The organism is Amphibacillus sediminis NBRC 103570, assembly GCF_001552275.1.
Classification (GTDB): Bacteria; Bacillota; Bacilli; order Bacillales; family Amphibacillaceae; genus Amphibacillus_B; species Amphibacillus_B sediminis.
Map to the genome: position 1 here is coordinate 13,605 of NZ_BCQW01000007.1, position 16,781 is coordinate 30,385.

Consider the following 16,781-nt stretch of genomic DNA (forward strand, 5'->3'; position numbering starts at 1 on the left):
AATGAGGATGAGTTGTAATTTCTTATTCAATTCTAAAACTCCCTTAATATAATTTATTTAAACAGATAACCGATTGCACCATCGAACAGCTTATTAATCAGGGCCCAGCCATTCATTTAAAAGGTTGTTCAATAAGTTATCTAGGTTTAACGATAAATAAAGTGAAACTTCGTTTAGTGGGGGTTTGGACACATAGGATGTGCTCGTGCAGACGTTGCGACACGACGCCGCAAACTTAGTCAGCTTCCTCTCTCTCCCACTGAACGTTAGTTGAACCAGTCGAGCCGTTACTGGCTGTTGGTTCTCCCACTTAGACATGGATGTGTTCCTTTATTTCTTGAAGTGAGAGGCTTACAAAAGCCCTTCGATGGGGGGAGTAACCGCAGCCCCATCTAGTTACATTGCGATTAAATGATCGTTATTGATCGTTAAAATGGCTTTACGAAAAATATAAGCAAATACGGCATTGATCAATATCTTGAATTTGAATATCCATATCATAAACTTCCTTCAAAACACCGTTATTAATAATTTCTTCTGTGGCACCCTTTTTAACAATTTTCCCATCTCTTAATGCCACAATATAGTCTGAGTAAACGGAGGCAAAATTCACATCATGTAAGACAATAATCACCGTTTTACCTAAATCATCAACTAATCGTCGTAATACTTTCATTATTTGAACAGAATGCTTCATATCTAGGTTATTTAAGGGTTCATCTAATAAAATATATTCTGTATCTTGAGCAATCACCATAGCAATATAGGCTCTTTGTTGTTGCCCACCACTTAACTGATCTAAGAATTTATTTTTAATATTATTTAAACCCATATAGCTAATGGCCTCGTCAATCATTTTTTGATCATGTTTGGTTAGTTTTCCTTGAGAATAAGGAAATCTTCCAAAGCTGACAAGCTGTCTCACCGTTAGACGCATATTAATATGGTTAGATTGACGAAGTATTGACATTTTTTTAGCGAGCTCTCTATTGTTCGCTTGGCTAACTTCTTCTCCATCAATCATTATTTCACCATGATCCTTAGCAATTAAGCGACTAATAATTGAGAGAAGCGTACTTTTACCAGCTCCATTCGGGCCGATAAATGATGTAATTTGTCCCTTAGGGATACTCATCGAAACCTGATCAACAACTGCCGTCTCACCATATCGTTTTGTCACTTCCTTAATCTCTACCATACGTTTTTCTCCTTTAATATAAGATACAAGAAATATATTCCACCAATTAAATTGATAATCACACTCAGGGTAGTTGAGAAGTTAAATAATCGATCAACGATTAATTGACCACCAACCAGAGCAATAATACTGATTAAACTCGTCCCTACTAGTAAAACCGTATGACGATACGTTTTAAATAACTCATAAGCAACGTTAACTACTAATATACCTAAAAACATAATAGGTCCTACTAAAGCAGTGGCTATTGCGATTAACACAGCGACAACGATCATTAAACGGCGTACCAAATAATCGTGGTCTAAACCTAAATTAATCGCATGTTCCTTTCCTAACGCCAAAACATCCAAAAATTTCAAGAAGCGAAATAAATAAATGAAAATTGCAACCAATAAAATAATGGCAAGGTAAAGCAAATCTGTTTGCACATTATTAAAGCTTGCAAACATTCGATTTTGTACGGAAAGAAATTCATTAGGGTCAATTAATACCTGCATAAATGTCGATAAGCTTTGAAAAAAGGTTCCAAAGATAAGACCCATAAGTAATAGTAGATAAATATTGTTTCCTTTTTTAAACAAAATTTGAAATAGCACTAAGGCAAAACCAACCATAATCGTAACAGAAAGGATAAAGTTAAGATTATGATTAATAACAGTTAAGCTTGTCGAGCCATAAAAGAAAATAATAAAGGTTTGAACCAATTGATAAAGGGAATCTAACCCGATTAAGCTCGGAGTCAAAATACGATTATTAGTAATAGTCTGAAAAATTACGGTTGAAACAGCAATCACACCACCCGTTATCACGATGGCTAACATTCGTGTCGCTCGACGGGATAGAATGTAACTTACATTTCCTTGTATATCCCAAAATAAATAAAGCAGGATCAAAATGAGTGTGATAGTTAGTAGGCTCCATATTTTAAAACGATTACTCATAAGCATTTCTCCTTATTATGAGATAGAGAAAGATAAAGCTTCCAATTACCCCTACAACTACCCCTACTGCAATTTCATAAGGAAAAATTATGACTCTACCCAAAATATCACACGCTAATAGAAATATCGCACCAACGAGAGCGGTATAAGGTAAGCTTCTTTTTAGATGATCCCCTTGATAAATCGAAACGATGTTAGGTACGATCAAACCGATAAAAGGAATGGTCCCAACAGTGAGTAGTACAACTGAGGTGATTAAGGCGACAATCGTCAAACCAAGATTCACTACCACTCGGTAGTTCAGTCCTAAGTTCTTTGAGAAATCTTCTCCTAAACCAGCAATCGTGAATCGGTTAGCAAAGATATAAGCAAGAATAACTAATGGAACACTTATATATAGCATTTCATATCGCCCTTCTAGAACTAAAGCGAAGTTTCCTTGCATCCAAGAGGACATGCTCTGAATCAAATCGTTACGATAAGCAACAAACGTTGTGATTGAACTGACAATATTACCAAACATTAACCCTACTAAGGGAATAAAGACAGCATCCTTTAATGTCACTTTCTCTAAAAGCTTCATAAAAATAAATGTACCTAACAAGCTAAACGCGAAAGCTACCAGCATACGCTGCATGGTGGTAGCATGACCGAAGGCGATCATAGCAACCAACATACCAAATCGTGCTGAATCCATTGTACCAGCTGTAGTCGGTGAGACAAATTTATTGCGACTTAGCTGTTGCATAATTAAACCACAAATACTCAGACCTACTCCTGCCATAATAATACTTAATAGTCGAGGAATTCGACTAATCAAAATAATCTGTATTTGCTGATCAGTTAGTGTTAGCAAATCTTTTGGAACAAGTGGAACAACACCAATAAAAATTGATAATGCTGATAGAATAATAAAAATAGGGATAAGATACTTAAACTTCATAACAAAATTCCTTTATACGATAATGAGATTCATTATCAATTAGATGTATTTAATTTTATCACGGATATGAAAACTGTCAATAGCATTTCCTTTTTTAATTAAATGTTTATTAAGTTTTTTATAATCTGTGTTAAAATAAGAGACAGAATAGATCTTGCTCTTTTACTAGTAGGATCTTTCATTTTAACAAAATATGATCATTTACAATAAAGAGGAGTGTTATGAATGGATGCATACCAAGCTTATATGCGTGAAGTTGCTCAACCAATGCGGGATGAGCTAACTAATAATGGTTTTACTGAGCTTACAACAGAAGCTGAAGTTGATCAATTTATGGCTGAAGCTAAAGGAAGCTCAATTGTTTTAGTTAATTCAGTCTGTGGCTGTGCAGGAGGGTTAGCACGCCCTGCTGTCCTCTATGCAATATCAGAGGGTGGGCTGAAGCCTGACAATCTAGTAACTGTATTTGCTGGTCAAGACCGAGAAGCAACCGCAAAAATGCGTGAATACTTTGGAGAAATTCCTCCTTCTTCACCATCTATTGCTATCTTACAGGATAACCAAGTCAAACATTTTATCCCACGCGAAGAGATTGAAGGGGCAGATGTAGAAAGTGTCGTTAATCATATTTTAACAGGCTTTCAAGCTAGTTAATCAACGCTATGCTGTTTTGTTCAAAATTGCCAAATTAGAAGCAAGTAGATCGAGGCGGCGATGGTTTGAGCAACGGAGCGTATGCCTTTAAATACGTGAGTCGCGCAAAAACAAGGCCAACAATGAGATACGACGATTATCATTTGGTAACTTTTTGAACTACCGCTAATAAAGGAGGAATGAGCACAAAACCAAACGCTCATTCCTTTTTTAAATGAAAACAGACATTAAACTTTTAGCCATAGGGCTTTGTCAAAAAAGTAAAGATAGCATTGCTCAACTGGAGCTTGATAAATGGTTTCTACCGCTTGCGTATACAACTTTAGCTGTGTTTGATATCTGTTTTTCAGCTTATCTTTTTCTAGCAAACTATTATTTATACGGTCTGTTTTATAATCAACAATTATCCAACCTCGCTCAGTTTGAATTAATAGATCAATGACACCTTGCAAAAAGATTTGTTCATCCTGCTCACCCTGCCAATCTAAGTAAACATCACGTGCTGGTAACATCAAACTAAAAGCGACTTCTCGTTTGACTTGATCATGTTGATTTAAAATTTCTGACATGAGCTCGGACTCTATAAATGCTAAAACGGCATCTACTTCAATTATGTCTGCCTGTTCCTGGGACAAAATCGCTTGTTCAACTAAACTTTGAGCAAATTCAGTAATCGTTTGTTTGCTCCACCCTTGCTTAAAGGGGATATGCTGCATGAGCGTATGCATGGCTGTTCCTTTTTCTGCAGCACTTAAACGTTGCTCTTGCTGCATAAAGCGAGGTCTCGTAATCATCGGTGCTTGAAATGCACGAATAATATCCTTGCCACTATTCTCGTCAATTTGCTCTTGCTGACGCTTAATTTCAGTAACAGTCTGTTTGGCCCGATGTAAGGTAGCTTGGTTGTATCGATATTGAAAAGCTAGCCGTTGTTCTACTTTTTGATCATGGTCAGACTCTGTTGTTATACGCTCTTGTCCTGTAATCACCTGTTCAAGATCAATAGCTACGGGCTCTTCTTCTTTGGACGCCATTTGGTAATCTGATGCAGATTGGAGTTTGATTTTCCAATTAGATTGATCCTGATAAATGTCTTCTGATAAAGCCGTGTAGGCATGTTCTCCCCTGATCTTCTCTGCGTGTTGATGCCTAATGATACTTGCTCCAATCCAATCCATGTAAGAGCTGGAATCTAACCGCATGGATGCCGGTAATACCCATTCCGAGTGATTAAGCACTTCTTGCCATTTAAGCTGTTTCTTTTCAAGATCATTAACGGTCCCAACCATCACCAATTTTTCTTTAGCACGTGTTAAAGCTACATACAGTACACGCATTTCTTCAGCCCATAATTCTTTCTGCAATTGCTGTTTAATCGCAAAATACATCAAGGTAGGGTACATAATACGATTAATGGGATCAATATATTTACTAGCAAAGCCATAATCTTTATGCAATAAATAGCGTTGGCGTAAATCCTGTTGATTGAACGGTTTATCCATTGCACCAAGGATAACGATTGGAAATTCAAGGCCCTTGCTTTTATGGATAGTTGTAATTCGGACAACATCTTCTTGTTCTCCTAAGGCTCGAGCCGCACCAAGATCCTCGCCCCGCTCTTCCATTCGCTCAATCATGCGTAAAAAGCGAAATAACCCTCGGAATGAGGTTTGCTCATATCCATGTGCTCGATCATAGAGGGCACGAAGGTTTGCTTGGCGCTGGCGCCCCCCTGGCATTCCCGCAACAAAATCATAATAGCCTGTTTCCCGATAAATTTGCCAAATGAGTTGAGCTAGACTCCCTTGACGCGCCGCATCTCGCCATCCCATTAATTGTCTTAAGAAACGCTCTAATCGCTGCCTTAGCTTGATCTGATCCGTTTGTTCCATCCATTTATGTAGCGCATCATAGTAACTAGCTTTTGGATCAGCCAATCTAATCTGAGCCAATTCATCTTCATTAAGTCCAACTATTGGTGATCTTAGCACACTTGCTAGTGGTATATCTTGTTTTGCATTGTCAATTACCTTTAATAAGTTAAGCATTACCTTGATTTCAATTGCTGACAAATAGCCTGTTGCAAGCTCGGCATAGACCGGGATGCCTTGCTTTTTAAGTTCTTCCATAATAGTAGGCGCCCATGTCATCGATCTAAGTAAGATGACAATATCTCGATATTGAGCGGGCCGACTGATTCCCTTGTCTTTATCAAAAATTAAGCTAGGCTCATTGCCATCAAGTCCAATCCATTTTTTGATATATTTAACATAAGCTCGTCCTTCTAGTTCCGCTTTCGCTAAATCTAATTCTGTTTCCTCTCTGCTTTCATCTGTACTTGCTTTTAATTTATCTGAACGATCAATAATGACTAGCTCAGCATCAAAATCTTGATTAGGAGCTTGATCATAGCTATGATTTCCATAAACCAACTCAGAGCCTTGATCGTAGTTCATTTCACCAACTTGCTCATCCAATAACTGTCTAAAGATAAAGTTCGCCGCCCAAAGGACTTCCTTTCGACTACGAAAGTTTTTGGCTAGCTCAATTTTCTTACCTGACATGGTTAATTCAGTAAACTGCTTATATTTCGTGATAAACAGAGAAGGCTCTGCATGACGAAAACGATAGATGCTTTGTTTCACATCACCTACCATAAATAAATTGCCCGGGTCCTCTCTTGTTACAAGTTGCAAAATGGTTTCTTGGACCATATTTGTATCTTGGTATTCATCCACTAATACTTCCTCATACTTGGCACGTAATGCTTTAGCAATGGCTGAAGGCTTAACCTGATCTTCAGTAGAAGAATCATCCATTAACAAGGCTAAAGCAAAATGTTCTAAATCAGAAAAATCAATTAATCCTTTTTCCTTTTTTATCTGCTGATAACTTACCTTAAATTGCTTAACCATCTTAACCAATTGAAGGATCGTTGGTTGCAATGCTTTCATCTCGGCTAAATAGGCTGATAATTGACGCGCAAATAGTTGTTCAGCCATATCTGTCAATCTTTTTTTTGCCCGACTTCTTAGCCCTTTAACTTGTTCTTTCTTATCTTCTGAGCAGTCCATTTTTTTACGTGATAAGGCTTTAAATGAGATAGATTGAAAGGCATGATATCCTTCTTCCCAGCTTAATTCAATGCTTGCCTTAATACGCTCAACCATAGCTAGGTCCTGTTCAATCGCCTCAGCATAATGTGAAGGTCCATCACTTTCTTGGGTGATCGCAATGGCCTTCTGTAGTTCGAGCATCGTTGCCTCTAATTGTGTTAGCACACCATCCTTTAAAATTCGCATCCATTTAAGCTCAGTAACATCCTGTTCATCGCCCACTGCATAGGTGGAAACAATACGATCAAGCCACACATCGGGCCATGGGCTTTGCGTAGCAAAATCATATAGATCTAATAGCAGTCTCTCTACCTCTTGATCACTACGATCACTAGAAAATCGATCAACCACCTCAAAAAATGCTTCTTGCTCCTCAAAAGACTGGCCATACCATTCCTCGAATAAAGACTCCAGCACCTCTTGACGTAATAAGTCAGCCTCAATCTCATCAGCAATTCTAAAACCTGGATCTAGGTCTAACAAATAGCTATGGCGCCTAACGAGGTCAAGACAAAAAGCATGAAGGGTCGAAATAGATGCCTGTTGTAACAAGGTTAATTGTTGCTTAAGGTGTTGCGACGAGGGATGTTGTTCTAATGATCGTTCCAATGCTTGAGCGATTCGATTACGCATTTCCTGAGCAGCGGCATTGGTAAAGGTGGCAACCAGCAGTCGATCAATATTGACAGGATTCACTTCATTCATCACTTTATGAATAATCCGTTCTACTAAGACTGCTGTCTTCCCTGACCCAGCAGCTGCTGCTACTAACGTATGCTGTCCTGATGTTTCAATCGCCTGTTTTTGGGCTTCTGTCCACTGAGGCATAGCGATTACTCCCTTCTAACATTTCTGTTAATAGTTGATCTTTGGGAAGCTCGGCTAACTTCCGGTACTGATTGTTTGGTAAGGAAGGGTCAAATTGACAAAGTGATTTAAAATCACAAAATTGGCACGCATTTTGTTGAGCGCGTTGATATGGATTTAGCTCGATATCACCGCTGGTAATAGCAACACCTGCCCTAACCATTAATGATCGGACATAATCTTGAAGGGTATCAAACATCTCAGTGCTTGCTACTTGTGAGCCGCTACGAAGCGTCCCATCCTTTTTTAATCCAGCAGGGATAATTGAACTCATACCAGTATCTAGCTCTTTATCCATTAAACTAATGACCTGTTCTTGATCAATCAATAAACCTTGCATTTTATACTTTTTGAAAAGCTTGTCCGCTACAGTGTCTGGACTAACAGCCTGTGATTCACTGAGAATGGGATCATGGACATGAAAATAAAGAACACCTGCAGGCATGGCCTTAATACCTAACCAATGTTCTGAATTGGCTAAGATTACATCTAAATAGGCGAGCATTTGTAATGCTAATCCATAATAGACCTCTATTAGATTCAAGCCCTTAGCACTTGATTTATAATCAATGATTCTTAAATACAGCTGATCTTCAAGCATCGCTTGATCAACCCGATCAATCCGTCCACGCAAAACAAGCTCATAACCATTGGGCAATGGCAGCCGAGTTGGTGGTAATGACTGATCAGTTAAACCAAAGCCAATTTCTAAACCGATAGGAGTAAACTGGCTTTTTCTAGACTGTTCACTTAATACGTAAGTAGCACGAGCAATGATTTGCTCAAGCTTTTTCTTCATATACTGATAACGATTTGAACTATGCAGAATTTGATGCTGCAAGATCGGGGCAAGCTTTGTGACTGCGCGAACCGCATACTGCTGTGCTTCAGCTTGATTTAACTCACCAAATGAACGACCCTCTAATTGAATCCACTCCGTTATCTGCTTTAGCGCTTCATGAAATAACTGACCGATATCCGGAGCATCAAGCTTATATGTGCTCCGTTCACTTAAGTTTAAGCTATATTTAGCAAAGTATTGATAAGAGCATTGGTGATAAGTTTCTAAACGTGAGACACTAGCCTTGACTTCTTTTGAATAGAGCTTATCCACTGTGTCTGGACTTAAAGGAGCAGCTTCATTCCGGTAAAATAAACTCTGTAAAATCGGTTCTATGGTAGGATCTTGATCCTTTCTACTCATAAACCATTTTAAAGCACTCCACCAAATCGAATCAATCGGATAAGCGCGTTGATATTTAGCTAGTTGTGCCGTTAATGCGGATAACGTTTTTCTCGGTGTTGTAATAAAACGCTCTGCCTCAATCATTTCTTCTGGATCTTGTAATAAAAGCGGTTCTGACAAATCTGGAAATAATGTTCTGATTCGTTTTATTAGCGAAGCAGGCATCATTGTCTTACCTTCATGGTCACTTAAAGGGCAACTTAACCAAAGACGATCTGTTGCCTTAGTCACTGCTAAATAAATGTAAAACCAATCATCAATTAACTGTTGGGTTTCACCATCAGCTAGAGTCAGTCCCTTTTGATTAAGCAACATGCGCTCTTCTTCTGATAGGATCGTATCCACTTTAGGCTTGCTTGGCCATTGCCCTTCATTTACTCCAAGTAAAAAAGCAACCTTCACTTGACTCATTCGTGATCGGTCAATTGACCCAACCACAACATGGTCCAGCGTTGGCGGAACATGAGCATAGGTCAACGTATCTAACCCTGCTTCTAACGTTTGCTGAAATAGTCCAATCGAAAGGGTTTCATCACCAATTAGCTCAACCATTTCATCTAATAGCTGGATAACAGCTTGCCAAACCTGCTCTTGCTCTCGAGCCTGCTCTACCTTCCCTAACTGATCCAGTTCATTTTTCCATTCTTCTAATTCTAGAGGAATACCAATTTGTTCAAGCCATTGGTACAAAGCAGTTGCCTGCTCTCGTACAGTTGTTGCCGCTCTAAGTGCCTGATCAAAAGGCGCGAGCATCGTTACGACTTGGTGTCGATAGCGGTTGACACGTTCCTGCATTTGTTTTTCATAATCTGTCTGCACCGCTTGATCAAAGCCTTTAAAACGCTGAAAAATCCAAGGCTCTTGACTTGTCCATTGCTTTCGTCCTCTAATACCATATTCGATAATATAATTCTCCAGTGTGTCAATGGCTTCTCGGTCAAGAGGATTAATTTGATCATTAGCGTTTAATAAGCCTGTTTTTAATAGGCGAAAGATTGCTTCATAACGCCAATTGCTCAGCACCACATCTAAAGCCGAGCGAATAAACTCTATTAACGGATGATCCAGCATTGTTCTTTTCTCATCAATAAATACAGGGATATGGTAATCCTCAAATAAAGTTGCAATCAAATGATGATACAACTCACTATCACGCATTAAAATGGCGATATCACGATAGCGATAGCCATGCTCACGAACAAGTTTGAGGATCTGTTGAGCTACACCCTCCACCTCAGCACGAGGATGGACAGCATAGGCAATGTCAATCGGTGCTTCTCCATAACTCGGAGGGGCTGGTCGCTTATCAAAGTAACGTTCAAGGTGAACGAGATAAGGCTGGCTTTGGCTAGATCGTTCAAGCTGCTCAATTCGGATCGTTTGCTTGTGATCAAGAGCTAGTTGATGTAATTGATCAAAAGTATCCTTGGTCTGGTTAAAGAGGTTAAACTTCTCTGTTTTTTTGGTTATCTGTTCTGGATCTAATGTTAAGGTAAACGTCATCGATGTTGCACGATCCATTAATGCTGCTAACACGGCCTGTTCTTGTGGGGTAAAACGGTGAAAACCGTCTACATAAATAATGGCATCCTTTAAAAAAGCAGAGCTTGGAATTTTTTCTGTTAATAAGGTCAAGCGATCTTCTCCATCCACATATTGATTGGCAAGCATGTCTGTTAAGCTAGCATAAAGATAATGAAGATCCTCTAGTTTCTGACTTAGCTGTGATACTGGTGCAGCTTCAGTCAGTGAAGTTGCTTGAGTCGCTATCATCTCCGGCGTAATCTGATAGCGTTTAAATTCAGTAATCATGGCTTCAACCTGTTCAATGAAGCCTCTTTTCTCAATCGATTTTTGGAATATTCTCCAATCTGTCTTTTTTTGCTCAATAATCTTGCGCAGCATCATTTGAATACCTGTTGAACTAATGAAGGGCTTTGTTACACCACCACATTCTTGCATTACTCGAAAGGCTAATCGTGAAAAGCTTAGTACTTGAGCTCTTATACTTCCCTTAAGCTTAGCACCTGCTAGTAAAGTATATTCTTGCTGAAATGTCATTTGATCAGGGACTAAATAGATAATGGGCTGTCCCTGTGGTTGCTCAGCTAACTGTTGGCGTATCTCTGTAACACAGTGGTCACTTTTAGAGGTTGTAGCGGGCCCTAATAAAAACCGAACCGTCATAAGTCTTCACCCTTTACTAAACGATCGATCACCTTTTTCTTATATCGATCATTTGTTCTCATACAAGTAGTGTAACATATTTTAATTTTGTTGTGTTAATTTCAGAGGGAATGATTAAAACTGGAAAGAGCTATATTAATGATTGGTTTACCTAATCATTCAATCCCATCATTAAAACCAACCAAAATTACCTGTTCATAGTATAGGAGATCGTTCTCCTGAATATCCCTTTACTAGATAGCTAGAAAAGCGATGAACAATTTGTAAAGAAATAAAAAATTGACATGGAGTTATTTTTCAGCGAGAGGTGGGAGCGGACCATTAACGGTCTGCTCAATTTGCTGACAAAGCTCCCTTTTCGGGAGGGCTTCAAGTTTTTGTGTGGAATCAATACAATTGAAAGCCTCAAAAGTTAGATACTTATTTGACTCACTCCAAGGGACACTTTCAGTGGGCACGACTCGATCGATCTCGGCAGAAAATTCTGCCTGTGCCGTCTGTGCTAGTTGCTCTTTTGCAGGAATCGTAATAATCATTAAAGTACATATTCAAGTAATTTCATGTTAACACGATAAAACGAGAGTCAATATGGTTTTGTAAACAAACCGGCAAAGTGGACGCTGAACTATATCAAAATGGGATATACTTGTACTAATTGTGTTCAGAAGGCTGTTTTATTTCACCTTTACGATATAATCGCTTCTCAATTTGTTTACCGAGTAGCCAAAATAATGAAATACCGATACCGACTAAGATTGTACGAAGTGGATTTTCGGCGAATGAAACCAAACTACTGCCTACGTAAGCCAACGAGAAAATCATCACTGATTTACCTAATAAAATAGCTAAGATAAATTGGTAAATACTAACGTTAGATAAAGCAGACACTAGGTTAATTATCGATGATGGTGAGAACGGAAAGCAAAGCAAAATAAATAATGGACCAAATCCATGTCGCTCAACCCAACTCGTTACTTTCCCGACCTGTTTATTATTATGTATCCACCTAAAAACCGCCTTATGCCGAAAACGTCGAATAACAAAGAAAAACATAATAGAACCTAGTGTTTCACCAATCCAAGAATATAAAAAACCTTTAAATAAACCATATGCAGCTGCATTAGTCATGACAATAACCGTTAATGGTAAAAAGGGAAGGAAGCTTTCGATAAACGGTAACAAAATCCCTGGTAATGGGCCGAACCCTTCATAAATAAATAGCAGCCTCTCGATAAGTACATCATATTGATTGGTTTCGAGGAGTTCACGAACTTGTTCAATTGTAATGCTTTGCTCTAATGCTTGCTTCATCTGCTCACCCCTCAGTACTGGATGTTTGCTGTTCACACCCTTATTATGATCTATTCCCAGAAAAAATGTAGTTATAACACTTTTATTTAGGCACGTTTTCGTATATAATAACAGAACACATGTTCTATAATCAATAAGGAGATGTTGATATGCGTTATTTAACTGAATCTGAATATGCTCTAGCCTCACGTTTCCTCTTTTTATCAATGGCTTTGATCGTCTTGCAAAAGGATTCAGCCAAGCTTGCTGACAACTCTACTTTAACAATCAAACAGCCCTACCTCGATTTGCTGACCAAAATGATTGATAAAGCCTTATTAGAACGACAGCAGCTCCGTAAATACATGCATGATCAAAAGTTAAAGATTATAACTTTAGAAAGAAATAACACCTTTACAGGTTATCTCTTTATCTGTCAAGGGCGTGAGGAACAGCGCAACTATTTCAACCCTGCTATTCGAAAAAAGGTTGAAGTAATTTTATCTGAGCTTATGTTAAATATACTTGAATCTCCCTCCTCTAGTAAATAAGGACGGAAATAATTTCTGATTAGTTTCACCAAAACTAAATCATGATATGACTGAAAGATAAGAAAAACGAAGGTTATCAGCTAGCTTAGCATGAAAACCTTCGTTTTTTTAGAGGGCCAAGGCCAGTCGAATCAAAGACTCCTTAGTATATTTGCGCCAGATTTTTTCGAGCTTCGCTCGCTAGATTCGCTTTGAAAATTTGTGGCATCGGCCGGAGGCTTTAACTATATTCGGCGCGGTTTAACCCCCCACTAAATGGAATACAAATAGGCAGTTATCTCACCACTTATAGAAGTAGAGACTTCTGCTAAATCATATGGCCGATGACCTTCATCATAGCATTTAAAGCGCCTTGTTGTTGATTGGGCTTAAGTTGCTCGGACAAAATAAAACGATATTGAGCCGTACGATTAACCTGATTTTGCATAATGCCTTCTGAAATAGGCAGCAGAAGCTCTCGACCATCACGAAATACAATCATTGAGCTACCATAGTCAGCTTTTTTAATCCTTCTAATGTGAGTATGAGAAATCCATGAACAGCTTATACTAGTAGGGGATTGAGTTGGAAAGAAGAAGATACCATTCGAGGAACTAATCGCAATTGGAGTTTTATTATTGAAGTCACAGAGTAGCTTTGCACCATCAAAGCGAGCAATCAACTCTTCACCATAATGGCGACAAGCGGATTCGATTAACTTCAGTGGTGAGGATTTAACCAGTATTGGGTCCTTTACCTCCTCTTCGTACACTAATGAACACCATAAACCATCGTACTCAGTTGCAATAAAAGCCATGGTGGTATGTGACAGCTCATGGGATGTTTTCAATTCTTGACTCATACACTAAACATCCTTTCTCACATAATTTTTATTAAAGCTTACATAACAATTATACACTTTTTTTTAGAAAAAAGTGATAGAAATAATATTTTTTATCAATCAAAATTTAATCTTTGAAAGCGATTTTTCTGTTATAATAAAAGTAATAACTCTAAAAGAAGGGAGTTGAAAGATCTTGTGGAACCCCTTTAAATTAAAGAAAAAAGAGCCCCATTATCCTGTCATTAATGTGTCATTAGGAGAACTAAAACATGCGATACATGAGTATACAACAAAATTACCTGATGACGTTCCGTTAAGTACATTAATTAATGAAGATTTATCAATCAATTACCAAAAACTAGCCCCTATCCTAAAAGGCATCCCTATTAAAACCTACTACATGTCTACTGAGACCTATGAGATTTTTGATGAAGAAGACAAGCACTTAGCAGAAGCATTTGATGATGTTCAACGTGCAGTCGATCGCTATATCGATTTAACCAATGATATCCCTGTTATTCACGGTGATCCCTATTTTAAAATCAGCTATCATAAACTAGCAAAGCAAGGATTATTAGATTATCGCCCGCATGTTGAATTCTATCTAAGTAAGCATGAACATTTAATTACAACCAAACGGCCAAAATAGCCCTTGATAATTTGTATTCAACAGAAGGGGTGGTATAATTTTCACTCCACCACCTCTTCCTTTTGACCTTTTTCATTATTATAAATAACCTATCCGAAAAACTAAATATGCCAACAGTTTCCGCTAGTCTTCTCCTCCTGTTTTCATTAATAACTAAAAACACGCCTGCTTTTAATCAGACGTGTTTAGGTTCAAGCTATTACTAATCTAGATAACGATTAATAGATTAAATCAATAAGCTCTTCTTTGGTAATTTTCCCTAGATAATGTGGAACGTCTACATCTGTCAGGGCCTCTTCAAGCGCCTGACGCTGATAGCGAACATTTACAAGCTTTTGCTCAATGGTCTCGACATCTCCAACACCAAAAAAATCACCATATATTTTACAATTTTTAATGATCCCTTTTGAGACATCCATCCGTACATCAACTAAACCAGCTGGAAATTTATGCGATTTTTGAATGTCAAAAGTAGGTGATTTACCAAAATTCCACTCCCATTGTTGATAGCGTTGCTCTGAGATTTTATCAATGTTTGCCCAATCTTCTTCAGTTAGCTTATAACGAGGAACATCTTCAATATTCTCGACATCGAACAAATGCCTCAATATATGGTCTTTAAATTGCTCCATGGTCATTTTTTCTGCTAAAAATTCTGAAATATTAGCAACTCGACTTCGAATGGATTTAATGCCTTTTGATTTAATTTTTTCAGCATTAACATTTAAAGCAGCCACAACATGTTCAATTTCCGAATCAAACATTAATGTTCCATGACTAAACATCCGTCCACGTGTTGTGAATTGTGCATTACCGGATATTTTCCGACCATCTGCAACCAAATCATTCCGACCGCTTAATTCAGCAGGAACACCTAAGGCTTGCAAGGCTTGGACAACCGGTTCAGTAAACTTGGCAAAGTTATGGAAACTGTCCCCGTCATCTTTAGTAATAAAACTAAAATTCAAGTTACCTTGATCATGATAAACTGCCCCACCGCCCGACAGGCGACGAACCACTTTAATATTGTGATCATCTACATATTTCGTGTTAATTTCTTCAATCGTATTTTGATTTTTACCTATAATAATAGATGGATCATTAATATAGAAGAGTAGAAATGTGTCCTTTTCACCAAAATTCTTTAACACATACTCTTCAATTGCAAGGTTAATATACGGATTGGTTACTCCTTCGTTATCAATAAACTTCAACTTTTATTCCTCCTTTAGCTTGTCCCACCATCTTATCAAATGCCCTTGGCGTATTTGTCCCCAGATTTTATCGAGCTTCTCTAAAAATTTGTTGTATCCGCCGAGTGCTTTAACTTGATTCAGCCTAGATTGTGCCGTACTAAATAGAGTACGAATAGCCATTCATCTTACTCCACTCGAACGAGAATACTTCTGCTCAATGCAGTTAATGGTGAGCTGCATTTACTGTTTCTTCCATTTGTAGCCAGAATGGGCTAACACGACGGACCCTTGATAAAAACGCTTCGCTTCCACTACCAGCTGTTCACGATCACCAAAGTGTGGGTGATGACTAAGCAACAATGTCCCAACATCAGCTGCCGTTGCAATCTCTCCACATTGTTGACTGTTCATATGTCCAGCCTCTTTGCCGTCCTGCCCTTGATAGAAATTACAATCTGTAATCAAAAGGTCAGCTGCTTGACTAAACGAGACAAATTCAGGTTTATAACTTGAATCAGCTGTATAAACAATCGTATCCTGTCCATCTGTAATCCGTACCGCATAACAAGGTACAGGATGATCAGTGGCCAAAAATTCAATCGTAAATGGCCCAATGACTAAACGACCAGTAGGGTCATAAGCCATCCCCTTGGTATATTGGTGATCGAGCATTGCCAAACCCTCTGAGTCATCAGCGTGTCCATAAATCGGCAACACTTTATCCTGTTTTTGGAGTCCATTTTGAACCAGCATGTGATATTGCAATACACCAATGTCTGCCACATGATCCTGGTGATAGTGCGTGAGTAATACAGCATCTAATTGATAGGGATTAACATATTTAGGTAACTGAGCCATGACCCCACTACCACAATCAATTAACAGATGGAAACCATCCTTTTCAAACAAATAACCGGATGTAGCTTCCCCTTGCTCGGGGTAAGCTCCCCAGTAGCCAACAACTGTCAAATTCATAATGTATCACCTCAATGCTAAAAATATTCTTATTCAAAAAAGTTCCCAACGAAAGCAACTAGCTCGAGACAGCTTGACTGCGCGATTCAGAGTCATTAGCATAAAACAGATAATAAAAGTGAAACTGCGTTCAGTGGGGGTTCGA

The 16,781-nt window shown here is 38.4% G+C and carries 14 protein-coding genes; 3 read left to right on the forward strand and 11 right to left on the reverse strand.

Annotation, left to right across the window (positions count from 1 at the left end):
- Nucleotides 1-439: 439 nt before the first annotated feature.
- Genes ASE01S_RS06495 through ASE01S_RS06505 form a run of 3 tightly spaced genes read right to left on the reverse strand, consistent with a single transcriptional unit; the run spans nt 440 to nt 3,082 of the window.
- Nucleotides 440-1,198, reverse strand: coding sequence for an iron ABC transporter ATP-binding protein (locus ASE01S_RS06495; protein ID WP_067840142.1), 759 nt, complete (start codon nt 1,196-1,198; stop codon nt 440-442).
- Complete coding sequence (locus ASE01S_RS06500; protein WP_157065153.1) at nt 1,192-2,139, reverse strand: iron chelate uptake ABC transporter family permease subunit; 948 nt, start codon at nt 2,137-2,139, stop codon at nt 1,192-1,194. Before ASE01S_RS06500 ends, ASE01S_RS06495 begins: the two co-directional genes overlap by 7 nt.
- Nucleotides 2,132-3,082 (reverse strand): ABC transporter permease, encoded by a 951-nt coding sequence (locus ASE01S_RS06505; RefSeq protein WP_067840147.1) that lies wholly within the window; start codon nt 3,080-3,082, stop codon nt 2,132-2,134. Before ASE01S_RS06505 ends, ASE01S_RS06500 begins: the two co-directional genes overlap by 8 nt.
- Before the next feature lie 225 nt (nt 3,083-3,307).
- Between ASE01S_RS06505 and ASE01S_RS06510 the strand changes: the two genes are divergently transcribed.
- A complete protein-coding gene (locus ASE01S_RS06510; protein WP_067840150.1) occupies nt 3,308-3,736 on the forward strand; it encodes a BrxA/BrxB family bacilliredoxin in 429 nt (142 codons plus the stop codon).
- Between the two features lie 227 nt (nt 3,737-3,963).
- Here the strand turns inward: ASE01S_RS06510 and addA are convergent, their stop codons facing one another.
- The 4 genes from addA to ASE01S_RS06530 form a co-directional block, all read right to left on the reverse strand.
- Nucleotides 3,964-7,680 (reverse strand): helicase-exonuclease AddAB subunit AddA, encoded by a 3,717-nt coding sequence (gene addA / locus ASE01S_RS06515; protein ID WP_067840153.1) that lies wholly within the window; start codon nt 7,678-7,680, stop codon nt 3,964-3,966.
- Nucleotides 7,643-11,152 carry a helicase-exonuclease AddAB subunit AddB gene (gene addB, locus ASE01S_RS06520; protein WP_067840155.1) on the reverse strand — a complete coding sequence of 1,170 codons (3,510 nt, stop codon included), beginning with the start codon at nt 11,150-11,152 and terminating at the stop codon, nt 7,643-7,645. Before addB ends, addA begins: the two co-directional genes overlap by 38 nt.
- Before the next feature lie 290 nt (nt 11,153-11,442).
- Nucleotides 11,443-11,688 (reverse strand): hypothetical protein, encoded by a 246-nt coding sequence (locus ASE01S_RS06525; protein ID WP_067840157.1) that lies wholly within the window; start codon nt 11,686-11,688, stop codon nt 11,443-11,445.
- 115 nt (nt 11,689-11,803) lie between these two features.
- Entirely contained in the window at nt 11,804-12,463 is a 660-nt protein-coding gene (locus ASE01S_RS06530; protein WP_067840159.1) for a TVP38/TMEM64 family protein, read from the reverse strand.
- A 149-nt stretch (nt 12,464-12,612) separates the two neighbouring features.
- Here ASE01S_RS06530 and ASE01S_RS06535 point away from each other — a divergent pair, with 149 nt between their 5' ends.
- Nucleotides 12,613-12,993, forward strand: coding sequence for a YhjD family protein (locus tag ASE01S_RS06535; RefSeq protein ID WP_067840160.1), 381 nt, complete (start codon nt 12,613-12,615; stop codon nt 12,991-12,993).
- A 307-nt stretch (nt 12,994-13,300) separates the two neighbouring features.
- Here ASE01S_RS06535 and ASE01S_RS06540 read toward each other — a convergent pair whose 3' ends face one another.
- The gene (locus ASE01S_RS06540) at nt 13,301-13,834 is read right to left on the reverse strand and encodes a competence protein ComK (RefSeq protein ID WP_067840165.1); all 534 of its coding nucleotides are present in this window, start codon (nt 13,832-13,834) and stop codon (nt 13,301-13,303) included.
- Nucleotides 13,835-14,009: 175 nt separating this feature from the next.
- On the opposite strand from ASE01S_RS06540, the gene ASE01S_RS06545 reads away from it, so the two are divergent.
- Complete coding sequence (locus tag ASE01S_RS06545) at nt 14,010-14,465, forward strand: DUF3939 domain-containing protein (RefSeq protein ID WP_067840167.1); 456 nt, start codon at nt 14,010-14,012, stop codon at nt 14,463-14,465.
- Nucleotides 14,466-14,683: 218 nt separating this feature from the next.
- Here the strand turns inward: ASE01S_RS06545 and lplA are convergent, their stop codons facing one another.
- The 3 genes from lplA to ASE01S_RS06555 are packed head-to-tail and all read right to left on the reverse strand — an operon-like array spanning nt 14,684 to nt 16,636.
- The gene (gene lplA / locus ASE01S_RS06550; RefSeq protein ID WP_067840169.1) at nt 14,684-15,679 is read right to left on the reverse strand and encodes a lipoate--protein ligase; all 996 of its coding nucleotides are present in this window, start codon (nt 15,677-15,679) and stop codon (nt 14,684-14,686) included.
- A gap of 3 nt (nt 15,680-15,682) precedes the next feature.
- The gene (locus tag ASE01S_RS15740; protein ID WP_157065154.1) at nt 15,683-15,841 is read right to left on the reverse strand and encodes a hypothetical protein; all 159 of its coding nucleotides are present in this window, start codon (nt 15,839-15,841) and stop codon (nt 15,683-15,685) included.
- Nucleotides 15,842-15,901: 60 nt separating this feature from the next.
- Nucleotides 15,902-16,636: an MBL fold metallo-hydrolase gene (locus tag ASE01S_RS06555; protein ID WP_067840172.1), complete on the reverse strand. Its 735-nt coding sequence runs from the start codon at nt 16,634-16,636 to the stop codon at nt 15,902-15,904.
- Nucleotides 16,637-16,781: the final 145 nt, after the last annotated feature.